The 17,072-nt window shown below is 65.5% G+C and carries 10 protein-coding genes; 3 read left to right on the forward strand and 7 right to left on the reverse strand.

The window, feature by feature from the left end; translation table 11 throughout:
• Window positions 1–416 precede the first annotated feature (416 nt).
• The gene (locus C8N35_RS10300) at window positions 417–1,634 is read left to right on the forward strand and encodes an NADP-dependent isocitrate dehydrogenase (RefSeq protein WP_107989665.1); all 1,218 of its coding nucleotides are present in this window, start codon (window positions 417–419) and stop codon (window positions 1,632–1,634) included.
• A gap of 264 nt (window positions 1,635–1,898) precedes the next feature.
• On the opposite strand, the gene C8N35_RS10305 is transcribed toward C8N35_RS10300, so the two are convergent.
• The 5 genes from C8N35_RS10305 to recA all read right to left on the reverse strand — a co-directional run bounded on the left by C8N35_RS10305 (window position 1,899) and on the right by recA (window position 9,530).
• Window positions 1,899–2,171 carry a YMGG-like glycine zipper-containing protein gene (locus tag C8N35_RS10305; RefSeq protein ID WP_107989583.1) on the reverse strand — a complete coding sequence of 91 codons (273 nt, stop codon included), beginning with the start codon at window positions 2,169–2,171 and terminating at the stop codon, window positions 1,899–1,901.
• Window positions 2,172–2,493: 322 nt separating this feature from the next.
• Window positions 2,494–3,702: a cyclic nucleotide-gated ion channel gene (locus tag C8N35_RS10310; protein ID WP_107989584.1), complete on the reverse strand. Its 1,209-nt coding sequence runs from the start codon at window positions 3,700–3,702 to the stop codon at window positions 2,494–2,496.
• 213 nt (window positions 3,703–3,915) lie between these two features.
• Window positions 3,916–6,597, reverse strand: coding sequence for an alanine--tRNA ligase (gene alaS, locus C8N35_RS10315; protein WP_107989585.1), 2,682 nt, complete (start codon window positions 6,595–6,597; stop codon window positions 3,916–3,918).
• 293 nt (window positions 6,598–6,890) lie between these two features.
• Window positions 6,891–7,904 (reverse strand): purine-nucleoside phosphorylase, encoded by a 1,014-nt coding sequence (locus C8N35_RS10320; protein WP_107989586.1) that lies wholly within the window; start codon window positions 7,902–7,904, stop codon window positions 6,891–6,893.
• Window positions 7,905–8,441: 537 nt separating this feature from the next.
• Window positions 8,442–9,530 carry a recombinase RecA gene (gene recA, locus C8N35_RS10325; RefSeq protein WP_107989587.1) on the reverse strand — a complete coding sequence of 363 codons (1,089 nt, stop codon included), beginning with the start codon at window positions 9,528–9,530 and terminating at the stop codon, window positions 8,442–8,444.
• A 373-nt stretch (window positions 9,531–9,903) separates the two neighbouring features.
• On the opposite strand from recA, the gene C8N35_RS10330 reads away from it, so the two are divergent.
• Together C8N35_RS10330 and C8N35_RS10335 are read left to right on the forward strand one after the other, a co-directional pair.
• On the forward strand, window positions 9,904–10,929 hold the full coding sequence (locus tag C8N35_RS10330) for a PfkB family carbohydrate kinase (RefSeq protein ID WP_210203471.1): 1,026 nt from the start codon (window positions 9,904–9,906) through the stop codon (window positions 10,927–10,929).
• Between the two features lie 37 nt (window positions 10,930–10,966).
• A complete protein-coding gene (locus C8N35_RS10335; RefSeq protein WP_107989589.1) occupies window positions 10,967–11,887 on the forward strand; it encodes a pseudouridine-5'-phosphate glycosidase in 921 nt (306 codons plus the stop codon).
• Between the two features lie 603 nt (window positions 11,888–12,490).
• On the opposite strand, the gene bcmE is transcribed toward C8N35_RS10335, so the two are convergent.
• Window positions 12,491–13,945 carry a thiamine pyridinylase gene (bcmE, locus tag C8N35_RS10340; RefSeq protein WP_210203472.1) on the reverse strand — a complete coding sequence of 485 codons (1,455 nt, stop codon included), beginning with the start codon at window positions 13,943–13,945 and terminating at the stop codon, window positions 12,491–12,493.
• Window positions 13,946–14,413: 468 nt separating this feature from the next.
• Window positions 14,414–16,969, reverse strand: a complete 2,556-nt coding sequence (cckA, locus tag C8N35_RS10345; protein WP_107989591.1) for a cell cycle histidine kinase CckA — start codon at window positions 16,967–16,969, stop codon at window positions 14,414–14,416.
• Between the last annotated feature and the right edge of the window lie 103 nt (window positions 16,970–17,072).

A 17,072-nucleotide genomic window follows, 5' to 3' on the forward strand; every position in this document is an offset into this window, starting at 1 on the left:
CCGTTTGAATCTTTCCGCTCGATCAGACCTCTCCAGCGTCATCCCGGGCGCACAGCGGCACGTCAGTGCAGCTGTGCAGACCCGGGATCCCGGGCGGCAGCAACTGAGGTGAGATCCCGGTTCTGCGCAGCAACGTTTCACCTCGCAGCGCGCCCGGGATGACACTGGAGAGATTTGAAGTCACGGAGAGATGGGGTGAGCCGCCCCCATCGCTCCGTATTCCCCCGCAAAGCCCCGCTCTTTCGTTGCGTCACGCGGCTCTGCTATAGCGGGCTTTCAGAAAGGGCTCGCGTTTGGGTGCGCGCAATCGTATACAACGGCACACGATTTGACGGAGGTCCGCGATCCGGCGTGCCGGGAAGGCCGGCCGGAAGCCCCCACCAAGCCCATCACCGATGAAGCGAGGACTGCAGGAAATGGCGAAGATCAAGGTTGATAATCCCGTCGTCGAGCTCGACGGGGACGAGATGACCCGGATCATCTGGCAGTTCATCAAGGACAAGCTCATCCACCCCTATCTCGACATCGACCTGGAATATTACGACCTGTCGATGGAAAAGCGCGACGAGACCGACGACCAGATCACGGTGGACGCGGCCAACGCCATCAAGAAGCACGGCGTCGGCGTGAAATGCGCCACCATCACGCCGGACGAGGCGCGGGTGGAGGAGTTCGGGCTGAAGAAGATGTGGCGCTCGCCCAACGGCACGATCCGCAACATTCTGGGCGGCGTCATCTTCCGCGAGCCGATCATCTGCAAGAATGTGCCCCGGCTGGTGCCCGGCTGGACGCAGCCGATCATCGTCGGCCGTCATGCCTTCGGCGACCAGTACCGCGCCACCGATTTCCATTTTCCCGGCAAGGGCAAGCTGACGATCAAGTTCGTCGGCGAGGATGGCGAGACCATCGAGCGCGAGGTCTATGACGCGCCGGGGGCCGGCGTCGCCATGGCGATGTACAATCTGGACGCATCCATCCGCGACTTCGCCCAGGCCTCTTTCAACTACGCCCTGCAGCGCCGCGTGCCGTGTTATCTTTCGACCAAGAACACCATCCTCAAGGCCTATGACGGGCGCTTCAAGGATCTCTTCCAGGAGATCTACGAGGCCGAGTTCAAGCAGAAGTTCGCCGAGGCCGGGATCTGGTACGAGCACCGGCTGATCGACGACATGGTGGCTTCGAGCCTGAAATGGTCGGGCGGCTATGTCTGGGCCTGCAAGAACTACGACGGCGACGTGCAGTCCGACATCGTGGCGCAAGGGTTCGGGTCGCTGGGGCTGATGACCTCGGTGCTGATGACGCCGGACGGCAAGACGGTGGAGGCGGAAGCCGCCCACGGCACGGTGACGCGCCACTACCGCCAGCACCAGAAGGGCGAGGCGACATCGACCAATTCCATCGCCTCGATCTTCGCCTGGACCCGCGGTCTCGCCCACCGCGCCAAGCTCGACGGCAACGACCAGCTCGCCCGCTTCGCCGCCACTCTGGAGCATGTCTGCGTGGATACGGTGGAAGCCGGGTACATGACCAAGGATCTGGCGCTGCTGGTGGGCCCCGACCAGGGCTGGCTGTCGACGACGGGCTTCCTCGACAAGATCGACGAGAACCTCGCCAAGGCGATGGCCGAGCACTGAGAAGCATTTCCCCGCTTCACTGCCACTTGGGCCCTCCCTCCAGCGTCATCCCGGACGCGATGCGGCGCGCAGTGCCGCTTCGTAGAACCGGGAACTACGCTCGAAGCCTGCCGCTCGAGATCCCGGTTCTGCGCAACAACGTTTCACGTTGCAGCGCGCCCGGGATGACGCTGGAGAGATCAACGCCTCGACGGAAGCTTCATCGACACACAAAAAAGGCGGGCCCGGTGCCCGCCTTTCCCGTATCGAAAACCTGTCTGCCGCTTACGGGCAGGCGACCCGGTAGGGGTTGCCGTAGGCGTCGCGCGCCCAGCAGTTCTTCGGGGTGGTGGCCGCGCCGATCATCGCGCCGGCCGCACCGCCCGCAACAGCGCCAACGGCGGCACCGCCGCCCGTGCCCGTGGTCACGCCGCCGATGACGGCACCGGTCGCGGCACCCAGGCCCGCGCCGCCAAGGGCACGATCGGACTGACTGTCTGTCTGGCAACCCGCGAGCATCAAGGCCGCGGCGCCGGCGATCAGGAGTTTGGTGTACATGCTTTATCCTCCGTACGTCGAAAGGTCGGCCAAGCCATTTGGAAACATCCGGGCCGGGCGAAGACGAGAGCGGGAAGGCACGCGGACGTGCTTCCTGCAGGCGTAGAGACATGGGAGGGTCGCCCCCGCCGTCATGCTCCCTGGAAAGCCACCCGCATCCTTTCCGGACACTGACGGACCGCCTCCAGGCGCCGAAACCGATCAACCAGGGTTCATCGGCCGCAACCGACTGAAAGGTCGTTGATCTGAGGGGAGAACGCACCACACGCCCTCAGGTTCCATCCCCTTAGGGAAGCGCCCCTTCGTGTTCATATTGGGGCCGTCAGTCGTCCCGCGCGGGATCCCCCCCCTGTTCGACGAATTCCTCGCGGGCCATATCGCCGTTCTGGGTCTCTGCCAGCCGTTCGCGCGCCGCCTCGCGCACCCGGCGTGCGATGGCCGGATTGCGCCGCATCAGGCGGTGCAGATCATCGCCATCGAGCACCAGAAGCCGGCAGCGCGAGGTGGCCACCACCGTGGCCGAGCGGCGCGTGCGGTGGAGAACCGCCATTTCGCCGAAGAAGTTGCCCTCATGCATGGTGACGGTGCGATCCGCGAGGTTGATCTCCACCGTGCCCGAGGCGATGAAGAACATGCTGGTTCCCGCATCGCCTTCGCGCGCGATGATCTCTCCGCGTTCCACCGTCTGCGAATGGAGAAGCCCCGTCACCTCCGCGATATCGGCGGCGTTCAGGTCCTCGAACAACGGCACGCGGGCGACCATGCCCCAGGTTATGACGAATTCGCGGCTGTGGATCTCGCGCGCGAAGGCGGTGGCGACGACGCCGATGGGCAGCGCCAGCAGACCGTAGCCCAGCAGCATGACAATGCCGCCGACGATCTTGCCCGCCACGGAGACGGGCACCACATCGCCGTAGCCGACTGTCGTGACGGTGGCGATCGCCCACCAGATGGCGGCGGGAATGGAGCCGAAGACCTCCGGCTGGTCATCGCCCTCGATCAGGTGCAAAGCGGTGGCCGCCACAAGCACGATGCCGCAGATGATGACGAAGCTCGCGATGAGCGCCCGGCGTTCCGAGGCGAGCGCGGAAACGAGAGAGCGCAGCGCCGGCGAATAGCGCGCGAGCTTGAGGAACCGGAGCAGCCGAAACACCACGAGGGCGCGGAGATCGCCGCCCAGCAACGGCAGCCAGAACGGCGCCACGGCCAGCAGATCGATCACCGCGAAGGGTTGCATCGCATACCGGATACGCGCCTTAAGCGGGCCGAGCCCGCGCAACGGCGGATGCATGTCCGCCACCCACAGCCGCGCGAAATACTCGGCCGAAAAGACGATACCCGACAGGACTTCGACAAGCAGGAAGGCGCCGCCCCACTCGCGCTCGACACTGTCGACGGTCGACAGGATGACCGACGCGACATTGACCAGAATGAGGGCGATGAGCGAGCGATCGAGGATGACGCTGCCGATATCGCCGGCCGCGCCTTTTTCCAGAAGTTCGTAGATCCGGCGTTTCAAAGAAACGCGCATGACCGCTGCTCCCCCATGTCGTGACGATCCTCCCGCCTGCGCGCCTCCGGGGCGCCCGTGCTTGCCGCTTCCTGTCCTCCTCACAAGCACGGTATGCGGCGGCCCCGCAAGACCCATGCTCGCGGCACCGGCATCATGTTTGCGGCCGCCTCGAAGAATGGGCCACAAGGAGATGCGCGAACCGGTCCGGAACCGGTCCCAGGCGCGCCCGCCTCAGCCGGCCGCCGCCAGGGCGTCTTCGATCGCCTTCAGCGCCTCATCGGCCTTCGTTCCGTCCGGCCCGCCCGCCTGCGCCATGTCGGGACGGCCGCCGCCGCCCTTGCCGCCGAGCGCCGCGGAGCCGACGCGCACGAGATCGACGGCGGAGAAGCGATCGGTCAGATCGTCGGTGACGCCCACCACGATGCCGGCCTTGCCGTCCTCGGTGACGCCGACGATGGCGGCGATGCCGGAGCCGAGCGACTTTTTCGCATCGTCCACCAGGCCCTTCAGGTCCTTCGGCGAGATGCCTTCCACCGCGCGCGCCATCAGCTTGACGGAGCCGACCTCCCGCACGCTTGCATCGGCGCCACCGTTGCCGCCGCCGCCGAGTGCCAGCTTCTTGCGGGCATCGGCCAGTTCCCGTTCCAGCTTGCGCCGTTCCTCAATCAGGCTCGCGACGCGCTGGGAAACTTCCGTTTGCGAGACTTTCAAAAGCCCCGCGACATCGCGCAGGCGCTGGTCCTGCTCTTCCAGATGGCGGCGCGCGCCCTCGCCGGTGAACGCCTCGATACGGCGCACGCCGGCGGCGACAGCGCCCTCATGCACAAGATTGACGAGGCCGATATCGCCGGTGCGACGCACATGCGTGCCGCCGCAAAGCTCCACCGAATAGGTCTTGCCGGCCTTCTCGCCATCGATCGCGGTACCCATGGAGACGACGCGGACCTCGTCGCCGTACTTCTCGCCAAACAGAGCCATCGCACCGGACTCGATGGCATCGTCGACCGCCATCAGGCGGGTCTCGACGGGCGCATTCTGCAGGATGATCGCGTTGGCGATGTCCTCCACCCGCGTGATCTCTGTGGGATCGAGCGGCTTGGGGTGGGAGAAGTCGAAGCGCAGACGGTCGGGCGAAACCATCGAGCCCTTCTGCGCAACGTGACCGCCCAGCACCTCGCGCAGCGCCTCGTGCAGCAGGTGGGTCGCGGAGTGGTTGGCGCGGATCGCCGCGCGCCGTGCGACATCGACAATCAGCTCGACCGGATCATCAAGGCGCAATGAGCCGTGTTCCACCGTGACGAGATGGACGAAGACACCGTCGGCCTTCTTCTGCACGTCCGTGACGGTCGCCTTCAGTTCCGACTTGGCGCCGCTGGCAACGATCATGCCCGTGTCGCCGACCTGGCCACCCGATTCGCCGTAGAACGGCGTCTGGTTGACGATCACCGCCCCGCTCTCGCCAGCGGCAAGTTCGCGCACCTCTTCCCCGTCGCGCACGAGCCCGGTGACCACGCCCTCCGCGCGCTCGGTCTCGTAGCCGAGGAATTCGGTTGCCCCGACGCGTTCCTTCAGCGCGAACCAGACGTTTTCGGTCGCCGCCTCGCCGGAACCGGCCCAGGCCGCGCGGGCTTCCTTCTTCTGCCGCTCCATGGCGTCACCAAACCCGGTGAGATCGACCCCGACGCCGCGTGCGCGCAGCGCGTCCTGCGTGAGATCGACCGGGAAGCCGTAGGTATCATAAAGCTTGAACGCGGTTTCGCCGTCGAGGATGTCGCCCTTCTCAAGCCCCTGGGAGGCCTCGTCGAGCAGCGACAGGCCGCGCGTCAGCGTGCGGCCGAAGCGCTTTTCTTCCAGCTCGATCGTCTCGGTGATCAGGCTTTCCGCCCGCATCAGCTCCGGATAGGCGCGGCCCATCTCCGCCAGAAGTGCCGGCACCAGCTTGAAGATCACCGGCTCTTCGCAGCCGAGCAGCCGGGCATGGCGCATGGCGCGGCGCATGATGCGGCGCAGGACGTAGCCACGGCCCTCGTTCGACGGCAGCACGCCATCGGCAATCAGAAAGGAGGTCGCGCGCAGGTGATCGGCGATCACCCGGTGCGAATTGCGCTGCTCGCCCTCGGCCCTGGTGCCGGTGACGGACTCCGACGCCGCGATCAGCGCCTTGAAGAGATCGATGTCATAATTGTCGTGGACGCCCTGCAGGACCGCGGCGATGCGCTCCAGCCCCATGCCGGTGTCGATGGAGGGGTGCGGCAGGTCGACCCGCTCCTCCTTCGTCTTCTGCTCGTACTGCATGAAGACGAGGTTCCAGATCTCGATGAAACGGTCGCCGTCTTCCTCCGGCGAACCCGGAGGGCCGCCCCAGATGTGATCGCCGTGGTCGAAGAAGATTTCCGAGCACGGGCCGCACGGGCCGGTGTCGCCCATGGTCCAGAAATTGTCCGAGGTCGGGATGCGGATGATCCTGTCGTCGGTCAGCCCGGCGATCTTCTTCCACAGATCGAAGGCCTGGTCGTCCTCGGAATAGACGGTGACCAGCAGCTTGTCCTTCGGCAGGCCGAATTCCTTGGTGATCAGCGTCCAGGCATGCTCGATGGCGACATCCTTGAAGTAGTCGCCGAAGGAGAAGTTTCCGAGCATCTCGAAGAACGTGTGGTGGCGCGCGGTGTAGCCGACATTGTCGAGATCGTTGTGCTTGCCGCCGGCGCGCACGCATTTCTGCGCCGTGGTGGCGCGCTTGTAGTCGCGCTTCTCCAGCCCGGTGAACACGTTCTTGAACTGGTTCATGCCCGCGTTGGCGAACATCAGCGTCGGATCGTTGCGCGGCACCAGCGGGCCGGAAGACACGATCTCGTGGCCATTACGGCGAAAGAAGTCCAGGAATGTCGATCGGATTTCGTTGACGCCGCTCATCAGGGGTTCGACCTCGTCATTTCGTGAAAGAAGAGCCGGCAAAAGGCATCGGCCCCGCGGGCCCCGGCGGCGGATTTTCCAATGCGCCGCCAAAGACCCGTCATGTAATTCCTCGCGCGGGTTTTAATGCCTTCGCAAGGCAAAGGGAAGCGGTGTGCGCACGCCCTGTCGCACAAGGCGAAAGAGAACGCGCCGCCATCGCTCCACCGCGCGGCCGGAGCGCCGAGCGTTCTTATGGAATCAGAAGCGCCGGGCGTTCTTATGGAATCACAACGGCGCTCGGGTCCGATGCTCTACTTCGCCGAAATTCCGCCTTCCCAGGCGCTCCAGTCGGCCAGCACCGCATCCGTGAAGGCCTTGCCGACACGATAGGCGTTGGTGAGCGAAGGCCCGAAACCGCCGGAATTGGCATTGAGCGAATCCTGCGGCGCCTGCCCCGGATAGGGCTGATCGAAATTGGAAGCCGTGCGCAGAATGGCGACGCGGTCCATGTCGATGCGGCCGAGCGCGGACCCACGCGCGAGCGCGGTCAGCGTGGCGTTGTCTTCCTGCTGGGTGGTGCAGTAATCGGCCGCCCCGTCGGTGAGCACCTTCGCCCAGTCGTTCATGGCCCTGGAAAGCGCAACCCCGTGCCACCACTGGTCGGCGGAGACCGTGTCGCAGATGCCGACGGCAGGTGCGGCCTTCGCCGCTTCCTGCGGGTAATGCGCGCGGTACGCCTGGGCCCCGTCGCTGTCGGCGAGCTCGACGCCCTTCGACAGTTCATAGGCGCGTTCCGCGAGCGCCTCGTTGAGATGATAGACCTCGCTGCCATAACGCGAGCCGGGCTTTTCGCCCTGTGCCTTCGAGAACATGCCGAACTGACCGGACGTCCAGCCCTCGGGCGCCTTGCGATCATCGATCCGCCACTGCAACCCGCCATCGATGGCGTAGCGCGCCCAGAAGGCGGAGCCGAGCGTACCGTTTTGCGGATCGACACCGGCAATCCCGGCGATCAGCACATAGGTCTTCGTGAGATCGAGCTTGTCGGACAGGACCAGCGCCATCATGGAACTCGCCGCATTGGCGTAGCCCATGGAGGTGGTGACGAGGCACAGGCCCTTGTCGTTGCACGAGACGTCGGGAAAGTCCTTCGACAGGCCGTCTATGGCGATCTTGTCGCTCAGCCCCTCGTTCTCCAGCCAGTTGGCGGCTTCGTGCTTGAACATCGAAATGACGAGCACCTTCGGGGCGACAGGCGCGGCAGCAACGGGAGCGGACACCGCGCCCACAAGAGCAGCGGCAAGGAGGGTGGAAACAAGGCGCATTCGGAGAAACCTCTCGGGATCGGGAGCCACCGTTCCTAAGGGGTCGCAACCGGGGGCTGCAAGGTCAAACATCGGGCAAAGAGACCGATCAGTGAACGAAACGCCGTCAGGTCGTGCGGCGCAGGCTGAAAGCGAGACGGCGGCGGCGGCAAGGGGGAGACGGCGGGAGGGCGGGAGATCGCAGGCGTGGGATTAGCGACCCGGCCCGTTGGCTCCGGCATGAGCGGCCTCGATCCCCGCGCCGTCATCAACTCTCTTTTGGCAGGCATGGAAACGGGATCACCGCCACACTCGATGTCATTCCCGCGAAGGCGGAAATCCAGCATTCCAGGGGCGTGCGCCACTCGCGCGCTGCGGCCGGATCCTGTGGTTACTGGATCCCCGCCTGCGCGGGGATGACAAACGGAGAGAAGCGCGTGGCCCGAACGCGAAACGGCCGCGCGATGGGCGCGGCCGTGCGAAATATTGCCGGTCGGGACGCGGCGGACGCCGATCGCCAACCGGGTTGCAGCCGGTCCTTGCGGCCCGTTTTCCCGATCAATCGTCCACGGAACCGCTCGGCTCGTCTTCGTCGCTGCCGGCGCTCGGATCCGTGATCTTCTCGGCGATGAGGCCGGCGTTCTGGCGGATGGCCAGCTCGATCTCCTCGGCAACTTCCTTGTTCTCGCGCAGGAAATTCTTGGCGTTCTCGCGCCCCTGACCCAGCCGCTGGCTGTTGTAGGAGAACCACGCACCCGACTTCTCGACAATGCCGCCCTTGACGCCCAGGTCGACGAGCTCGCCCATCTTGGAGACGCCCTCGCCGTACATGATGTCGAACTCGATCTGCTTGAACGGCGGCGCGAGCTTGTTCTTGACGACCTTGACCTTGGTCTGGTTGCCGACGATCTCGTCCTTGTCCTTGATCGAGCCGATACGGCGGATGTCGAGACGGATGGAAGCGTAAAACTTCAGCGCATTGCCGCCTGTCGTCGTTTCCGGCGAGCCGAACATGACGCCGATCTTCATGCGGATCTGGTTGATGAAGATCACCATCGTCTTCGACTTGGAGATCGAAGCGGTGAGCTTGCGGAGCGCCTGGCTCATCAGACGGGCCTGAAGACCGGGCAGGCTGTCGCCCATCTCGCCCTCAAGTTCGGCGCGCGGCGTGAGCGCCGCCACCGAATCGATCACCAGCACGTCGATCGCGCCCGAGCGCACCAGCGTGTCGGCGATCTCCAGCGCCTGCTCGCCGGCATCCGGCTGGGAGATCAGCATGTCATCGATGGTGACGCCGAGCTTCCTCGCATAGATCGGATCGAGCGCATGTTCCGCATCGATGAAGGCGCAGACGCCACCCTTCTTCTGGGCTTCGGCGATGACATGCAGCGCCAGCGTCGTCTTGCCCGAGGATTCCGGCCCGTAGATTTCCACGATGCGGCCGCGCGGCAGACCGCCTATGCCCAGCGCAATGTCGAGGCCGATGGAGCCGGTGGAAATCGATTCCACCTCCACGACCTGTCCTTCGCCGAGTCGCATGATCGAACCCTTGCCGAAGGCACGCTCGATCTGCGCCAGTGCTGCATCCAGTGCTTTGGTCTTGTCCATTCCGGTGCCCTCGACGAGGCGTAGTGAGGCCTGTGACATCTTGCGGTCCTTATTTCACGCCCGTCTGGCGGTTTCAAACTGCATTCTTGTGCCTGTTTTGTTCTCCATATTTATCCCCATGTCAAGCACCTGAAAATTATGGTTTATTTTCAGTATGTTCCATCTATGTTCCGTATGTCGACACATCACGGCCGGGCGCCCTTCCGCAGCGAGATCTGCGGGAATCGGCAAGGAACATGACTTGGCCGGCCGTCTTGCCCGCTGCAATGATCGGCGCCACACTCGCGACATGAGGCCGGCATCGCGACGGCCGGATGGCCCGATTTCGGGCCGGATGCCGCGCAACGGGACGCAAAATCGAATGACAGGGCCAGGCCCAGCGCCGGCGGGCGAACGAAGCGGCTCCGCACACGTGCAGAGCATCGATGCGGCGCACGAAGGTGCAGGCTCGCGTGCCGGCGCCCCCCATGTCAGCGAGAATGGCGTCAGCCGCGCAGGCGGCGGGGCCGCGCTCTGTGTCGCCCTTTGCGGCGGTATCCACCTCGATCGCCTGGCCCATGCCGACCGGCGCATCCTGCCCGACACCTCCACCCCCGGCCGGATCCTGACACGCCCCGGCGGGGTCGCGACCAACGTCGCCATGGTGCTGGCCCGGCTCGCCATTCCGGCAAGGCTATTCGGCCGGATCGGACGCGATGGCGACGGCGACACGCTTTCCGCCGTGCTCGCCCGCCGTGGCATCGACATGTCCGGCGTGCGCGAAGGCAAGGGCGCGACCGCCAGCTATCTCGCGTTGCACGATCCCGGCGGCCGGCTCGCGGCCGCGGTCGTCGACGACGCCATCACCTTCGAATTCGCCCCCGACGACCTTCCCCCGGCAGCGCTTGCGCAAGCCGCGATCTGGTTTGCCGACGCCAATCTGCGCGCCGACACGCTGGAGCGACTGGCCAAGCTTGCCGGAGCGCGCGGCACGGGAGTGCTGCTCGTCGCCGATGCCGTCTCCATCGCCAAGGCGCGGCGGCTGGAACCGGTTCTCGGCCGGCTCGACCTGCTTTTCGCAAACCGCGCGGAAGCGGCCGCTCTTGTCGGAACCCCGGGCACGGCGGAAACGCTGGCACGGGCGCTGGTCGACATGGAAGACGGTCCGCGTGCCGCCATCGTCACCGACGGCGAAAGCGGCGCGGCGCTCGCGCAAACCGGCAATAAGACATGCCTGCATCGCACCGCCCTGCCCGCTCGCGTCGTGGACGTGACCGGCGCCGGCGATGCGCTGACCGGGGGAACGCTCGCCGGCCTTGCCTGGGGGCTCGACCTCGCGCAAGCACTGGACTACGGTCGCGCCGCGGCCGCCCTCACCGTGGAGGCGACGGGTGCCGCACCGGAAAGCCTGACACTCGCGGCCCTCCACCTGCGTCTCGACGCCGTCGAGGCGGACTGACCGAACAACGAAACAAAGGAACGGGGGATAACAACCCGTGATAGACAGAATCGTCCCCTCGCGCGAAATCGAGGAAGCCCGCGCCGAGCGCTCACCGCTCGTTGCGCTGGAATCGACCATCATCACCCACGGAATGCCCTGGCCGCAGAATGTGGAAACCGCACGCGCGGTGGAAGCCGCCATCCGCACCGAAGGGGCCATTCCCGCCACCATCGCCGTCATCGACGGCACGCTCCGCATCGGGCTCGGCGATGATGAACTGGAAGCACTGGCGAAAAGCGAGGAGGTGATGAAGCTCTCGCGCGCCGATCTCGCCTTCGCGCTCTCCGAGGGACGCACCGGATCGACGACGGTCGCCGCCACCATGATGGCCGCCCATGAGGTCGGGATCTCGGTCTTCGCCACCGGCGGTATCGGCGGCGTGCATCGCGGTGCCGAGACCAGCCTCGACATTTCCGCCGATCTCGAGGAGTTGAGCCGCACGCCGGTCTGCGTGGTCGCCGCCGGCCCCAAGGCGCTGCTCGACATTCCCAAGACGCTGGAAGTTCTGGAAACGCGCGGCGTGCCGGTGATCGGCTTTGGCTGCGACGAGTTGCCGGGCTTCTGGTCGCGACATTCCGGCCTGGAGGCGCCCTACCGGCTCGATACGGCCGAGGATATCGCCCGGCTGATGAAGGTCCGCAGCGGCTTTGGCGGCCATGGCGGCGTTCTGGTGGCCAATCCGGTGCCGGAGGAGGCCGAGATCCCTGCCGACGAGATGGAAGGCCACATCACGGCGGCGCTCGAGGCGGCGGATGCGCAAGGCATCCACGGCAAGGAGGTCACGCCTTTCGTGCTGGCGAAGATCTTCGAGCTGACGGCCGGCCGCAGTCTGAAGACGAACATCGCGCTGATGCTGAACAACGCCCGCCTCGCCGCCCGCATCGCGATCGCCCTGCGCAAACCGGTCGCGTACTGACGGGGCGTTGATGGCCCGCGCTGATGGCCTCCGCAGATGGCCTGTCCGCGCGACAGAGGCCTGAGCCTTGTTTGTGCCGCCCGCTCAGGTCTCTCCATCGTCATTGCCCGGCTTCGTCCGGGCAATCCAATTTCGGCTGACGGCTCCGCGGCACGTGCTGGATCACCCGGACAAAGCCGGGTGATGACGGCGGAAAGATCGGGGTCATGTTTTCAAGATGACCGGGCGACCACGCGCGGGCAGAGCGCTTCGCGCGCGTCCCCGCCCCCGGCACTGGACATTTTCCGGAAACGCCGGGGACATCGACCTCACACGCGATGCCATTCCCGCGACGGCGGCACCGCTGTCCGGAACCCCGCTTCACGAACCCGACCGGGGACCTCGAGCGGCAGGTACCGCGGGGAGATCCCGGATCTGCGAAGCGATCCTTCGCACCGCACCGCTCACCTGATGACATCGCACGGCAAGCCGATGCGAGGTGAGAAAGAGCGCCGGAACGATCGTCCCGGCGCTCCAGGATAGGCGTCTTCCCGGTGCCCTTCGGGCTGGGCGGTCTCTCACACACCCTTGGGGGTCCTTCTCGCTCACCCCCTCGCGCCGAGCTCAGTCGTTCTTGCCCTTCGGACCGCCGACGGCCTTTGAGGCCGGTGCGGCTTCCGCGAGAGAGGCGGCCGGCAGCGGACAGGCGTTGCAGCCGCACACGGACCCGTCCTGCGCGGCCGGATAGGCGTTGGTCCACTGGCCGTTCCAGCCGCCATGGGGCTGGCAGGTCGAACTGCAGATCGCGGGCGCGGCGTTGTTGTTGGCGATCGTCTGGCTCGCCTTGAAGTCGCAGCCGCACTGGTAGTTGGAGCGCACGTCCGTCTTGATGACGTTCTTCATGGCGTCGAGCCAGGACCGTGCGTCGCCGGCAAGCGCGAACATCAGCGGATTGGCATTGTTCACCATGTTCCACATGTCCTGATAGAGCGGGAACTGCTGCGAGAGCTGCTGGAACACGCTGGCGCGCGTCGCCATCAGGTATTGCGGGACGGGCTCCGTCGCGGTCGCGCCGATGCTGTCGACCACCACGTCGGTCGAGGCCATCAGGTTGGCGAGCTTGACGGCAAGCGTGCGCGTGTTGCGCTGGCTGGTGGTGGTGTTGACCGAGATGACGTCGGCATAGAACAGCGGCTGCTCGGTGCCGTCGCCGAACGGCATCACCTTGAAGGCGATATTGGCCCGTGTGGCATCGCTCATCTGGCTCATGGATTCGGTATAGCCAACGACGGCGCGGCCGAAGCCTTCAGAGAACCAGATACTCTGCTGGTAGGAATTGTCGTTGGCGACGGTCGCGTTGAAGTAGCTGGCGGTGGCCAGCATGGTCTTCTGTTCGGCGATGGCGTTGGTATTCAGGTCCTGCGGTGTCGGCGGCAGCGGCAGCGGATAGGTGCCGGTCATCGCATGGGCGATATCGAGATAGAGCGCCGCATTCGTGGTGCCGCCGGACATGTCGGTCATCAGGCCGCGCCGGTCGGGCGGGATCTGGCTGGTGTAGGTGCACTGATTGAGCGCGTTCGAAACCTCGTTGAAGGTCGTCGCGGCGGCAAGCTGCTGGTCCCCCTTCTGGTAGAACAGCACGTTGGAGCAGCCGAGCAACGGAATGGCGTAATAATTGCCGTTGCTCTGCACGCCGTCGCGCGCATAGGGGATGAGGTCGTTCGCGTTCTGGATTTCCGCCGGCGTCATCGCCTCCAGATAGTTCCCGCCCAGAAAGTCCTGGAAGAACATCGCATCGAAGACGAAGACATCCGCATTGGCCGGCGGGTTCATGTCATAGCCGCCGTCCCACTGGTCGGCGGTGAGGAAAACGAGCTGCACGTTCGGCTCCACCTGCGCCCAGGCGGCGGTGATCGCCTGCTCGAACTGCGCGAGCCGTGGAACCCACGGATAGAGCCCGACGGTGAGCGACTGCTGTGCAAGCGCCGGCAGCGCGACGACGAGCGAAAGAAGGACAGCAGCGGCGGCCGAGACCCCCGTGCGACGAAGGCGCATGGAAAAACAACTTAAAATACTCATCACTTTCACCCCCATGATTTGTTAAATAAAAACCGAATAAATCAAAGAACAACAAACGTATAATAACAGAACCAGGGAGAGTATCAACTTGCGATGCACGCGGGAGCGTGGCGCATCATGCGCGATGCACGCCCGACTGTCTCTACGGCAGATCGAGGGCTGCCGGACGCAGCATCGGACCGTCGCGCCGATGCCCAGCCCTCTCCATCGTCATCACCCGGCGAAGTCCGGGTGATCCATCGCGCTCCGCATATGCCGTTGCCTGCCGGATTGCCCGGACGAAGCCGGGCAATGACGGGAGGAGGCGAGAAAAAGCGACCTGTTTGGGACGTCCACTGTCTAACGTCGGCATCCCGGATCAGCGAAGCGTCACTGACGTGCCACATCGCTCACCTGATGACGCTCGTGAGATTAGACAGGATCGCGGTCCGGGATCGGCCAGCAAGCCCGGCATACCCCTGTGCCCGCCTACTCCGCCGAAAGCGCTTCCTTCACTGCGGTGGCCAGTTCCTTCAGCGAGAACGGTTTGGGCAGGAAGGAGAACTTCTCGTTTTCGGGAAGGTTCTTCTCGAACGCGCCCTCGGCGTAGCCGGAAATGAAGATGATCTTCAGGTCCGGCCGCGTCTTGCGCAACTCGCGCAAGAGGCTCGGGCCGTCCATTTCCGGCATCACCACGTCGGAGACGACGAGATCGACCGCACCGTCCGTCTCCTCCATCACGGCCAGCGCCTCGGTGCCGGAGCCGGCCTCGTGCACGGTGTAGCCGCGCGAGGCGAGCGCGCGCGCGGCAAAGGCGCGCACCGCCTCCTCGTCCTCAACCAGCAGGATGGTGGCCGACCCGGTCAGGTCCGTCATGGTGGGCTCGGGGACGATCTCCTTCGGCACCACCTTTTCCTCCGACACATGTCGCGGCAGGAAGATGCGGAAGGTCGTGCCCTCGCCGACGATGGAGGAAGGATAGATGTAGCCGCCCGTCTGCTTGATGATGCCGTAGACGGTGGAAAGCCCGAGCCCGGTGCCCTTGCCGACCTCCTTGGTGGAGAAGAACGGATCGAAGATCTTCTCCATGATTTCCGGCGGAATGCCCGTGCCGGTGTCGGTCACCTCGATCAGCACGTATTCGCCCACCGGCATGCCGCGCGTGTCGTCCAGCGTCGCCGACTGGGCCGCGTCCACATTAGCCGTGCGGATCGTCAGCCCGCCCCCCTCCGGCATGGCGTCGCGCGCGTTGACCGCGAGGTTCACCACAACCTGCTCGAGCTGGTTCTGATCGGCCATGATCGGCCACAGATCGCGCCCGTGAATGACTTTCAGCTCCACCTTCTCGCCGAGCAGCCGGTCGAGCAGGATGGAGAGGTCGGCCAACACGTCGTTGAGCGCCAGTTCCTTGGGGCGCAGCGTCTGGCGGCGCGAGAAGGCCAGCAGCTGGCGCACCAGGCCGGCGGCCCGGTTGGCGTTCTGCTTGATGTTCATGATGTCCTGGAAGGACGGATCGGTCGGCCGGTGGTTGGCGAGCAAGAGGTCCGAAAAGCCGATGATGGCGGTCAGCACGTTGTTGAAGTCATGCGCCACGCCGCCGGCCAGATGGCCGATCGCCTGCATCTTCTGGCTCTGCGCGAACTGGAGCTCCAGCGCGCGCTGCTTGGTCGTCTCCAGCGCGTAGACGATCGCGGCCTCGCCATCGGCGTCCCCGTCTTCCACCGCGGAGATGTAGAAGGTCGCCGAGCGCTCCCCGTCATGGGAAAGCTCGATATCCATCGGGTGGATCTCGCCGCGTCCTTCGGCGGCCGCCTCCAGCGCCGCGCTCAGCGCCTCCCGGCCGTTGGCGGCGACGAAATCGGTCAGCACCCGCGTCCCGCTCTCCTCCCCGGTTTCCGGTCTGCCCAGAAGCCTCAGGAACGGCGCATTGGAGCGCACAAGCCGGCCTTCGCGATCGACCGAGGCGATGGCGATCGGCGTGTTGTTGAAGAAGCGCGCGAACCGCACCTCCGCCGCCCTCAGCGCCTCCTGCGCCTCCTCGCCCGGCGAGCGATTGAGCACCAGCGTGCGGCTTTCCCCGGCATGCCCGTCCGCCCCGAAGGGCACCCGGTGCAGCAGCCGCACGGGCACGGTCTTGCCCTGGCGGGTGACGAGATCGAGATCGATCGTCTCGGATTTCACGTCGCCCGGCTGGCCGGTGATGGAGTTGATGAGCTCCGCCCCGTCGCCGCGCACGATGTCGGACAGCGACAGCGCACCGGCCTCGAACTGGGCGAGGTCATGGCCAAGCCAGTCGGCGAGCGTGGCGTTCAGGTAGACGATATGACCCTGGCCATCGGCGGAGAAGAAGCCGGCCGGCGCATGATCGAGGAAATTGATGACGCGCTGCAATTCCTGGAACGAGGATTCCTGCTCCACCCGGTCGCGGGTGATATCGGCGACAAGCCAGGTGGTGCAGGTGCGCACGCCGCCGCCATCGTTCACCTCCAGCGGCCGCACGCGGATGCGATACCAGCGCGCGGTGCCGTCCGGCTGACCGATCGGGTGCGGCAGGCGCACTTCCTCCTGCGCGCGCACAACGCTCTTGGTCGCCTGCGACAGGCGGAAGATCGCATCCGCCGCATCCGGGTCGCTGGCAAAGACACGCTCCACGGTGCGCACGTCGCCGGGCCCGGCGGTGCCGGTGATTTCCGCGTAGGCCTCGTTGGCGTAGATGATCCGGCCCGACGCATCGGTGATGACGGTGCCGATGTCATTGGTATCGAGGAACGCCTGGGCGAGCGGATTGGCCCGCGCACGCGAGGAAAAGCGTAATAGCCCGATGGCTCCGGCGAAAAGGCAGAAGACGCCGACCACGGCAAGCAGGCCCAGAAGCCCCAGCACATAGGGCTCCGCCTGTTCCCGGCTCATGACCGCGATCGCGCCCGCGGCGACCACCAGCCCCAGCGCCAGCAACACGAGAAGTCCGATGCTGCCGGTGCGCTCGGAACGGTCGACAACAGGTCCGCTCACCGGCCCGGACGGTCGCAAGGAGGGTTCGCTCATGGCCGCTCGTTCTCCTGAAGCCCGCCTTCCGGCTGCCGGCGGGCTCGATCGTTCAAAGACACGTTTCCCCGCCCATGACGATCAAGCCGGGAGCACGCCTCGT

It is taken from the genome of Breoghania corrubedonensis (genome assembly GCF_003053845.1).
GTDB lineage: Bacteria > Pseudomonadota > Alphaproteobacteria > Rhizobiales > Stappiaceae > Breoghania > Breoghania corrubedonensis.

Excerpts from the sequence above, each read along its gene's own strand:
- C8N35_RS10305 (WP_107989583.1), bottom strand. The coding sequence starts at position 2,171 with ATGTACACCAAACTCCTGATCGCCGGCGCCGCGGCCTTGATGCTCGCG.
- C8N35_RS10320 (WP_107989586.1), bottom strand. The coding sequence starts at position 7,904 with ATGCGCCTTGTTTCCACCCTCCTTGCCGCTGCTCTTGTGGGCGCGGTG.
- C8N35_RS10310 (WP_107989584.1), bottom strand. The coding sequence starts at position 3,702 with ATGCGCGTTTCTTTGAAACGCCGGATCTACGAACTTCTGGAAAAAGGC.
- alaS (WP_107989585.1), bottom strand. The coding sequence starts at position 6,597 with ATGAGCGGCGTCAACGAAATCCGATCGACATTCCTGGACTTCTTTCGC.
- recA (WP_107989587.1), bottom strand. The coding sequence starts at position 9,530 with ATGTCACAGGCCTCACTACGCCTCGTCGAGGGCACCGGAATGGACAAG.
- bcmE (WP_210203472.1), bottom strand. The coding sequence starts at position 13,945 with ATGAGTATTTTAAGTTGTTTTTCCATGCGCCTTCGTCGCACGGGGGTC.
- C8N35_RS10300 (WP_107989665.1), top strand. The coding sequence starts at position 417 with ATGGCGAAGATCAAGGTTGATAATCCCGTCGTCGAGCTCGACGGGGAC.
- cckA (WP_107989591.1), bottom strand. The coding sequence starts at position 16,969 with ATGAGCGAACCCTCCTTGCGACCGTCCGGGCCGGTGAGCGGACCTGTT.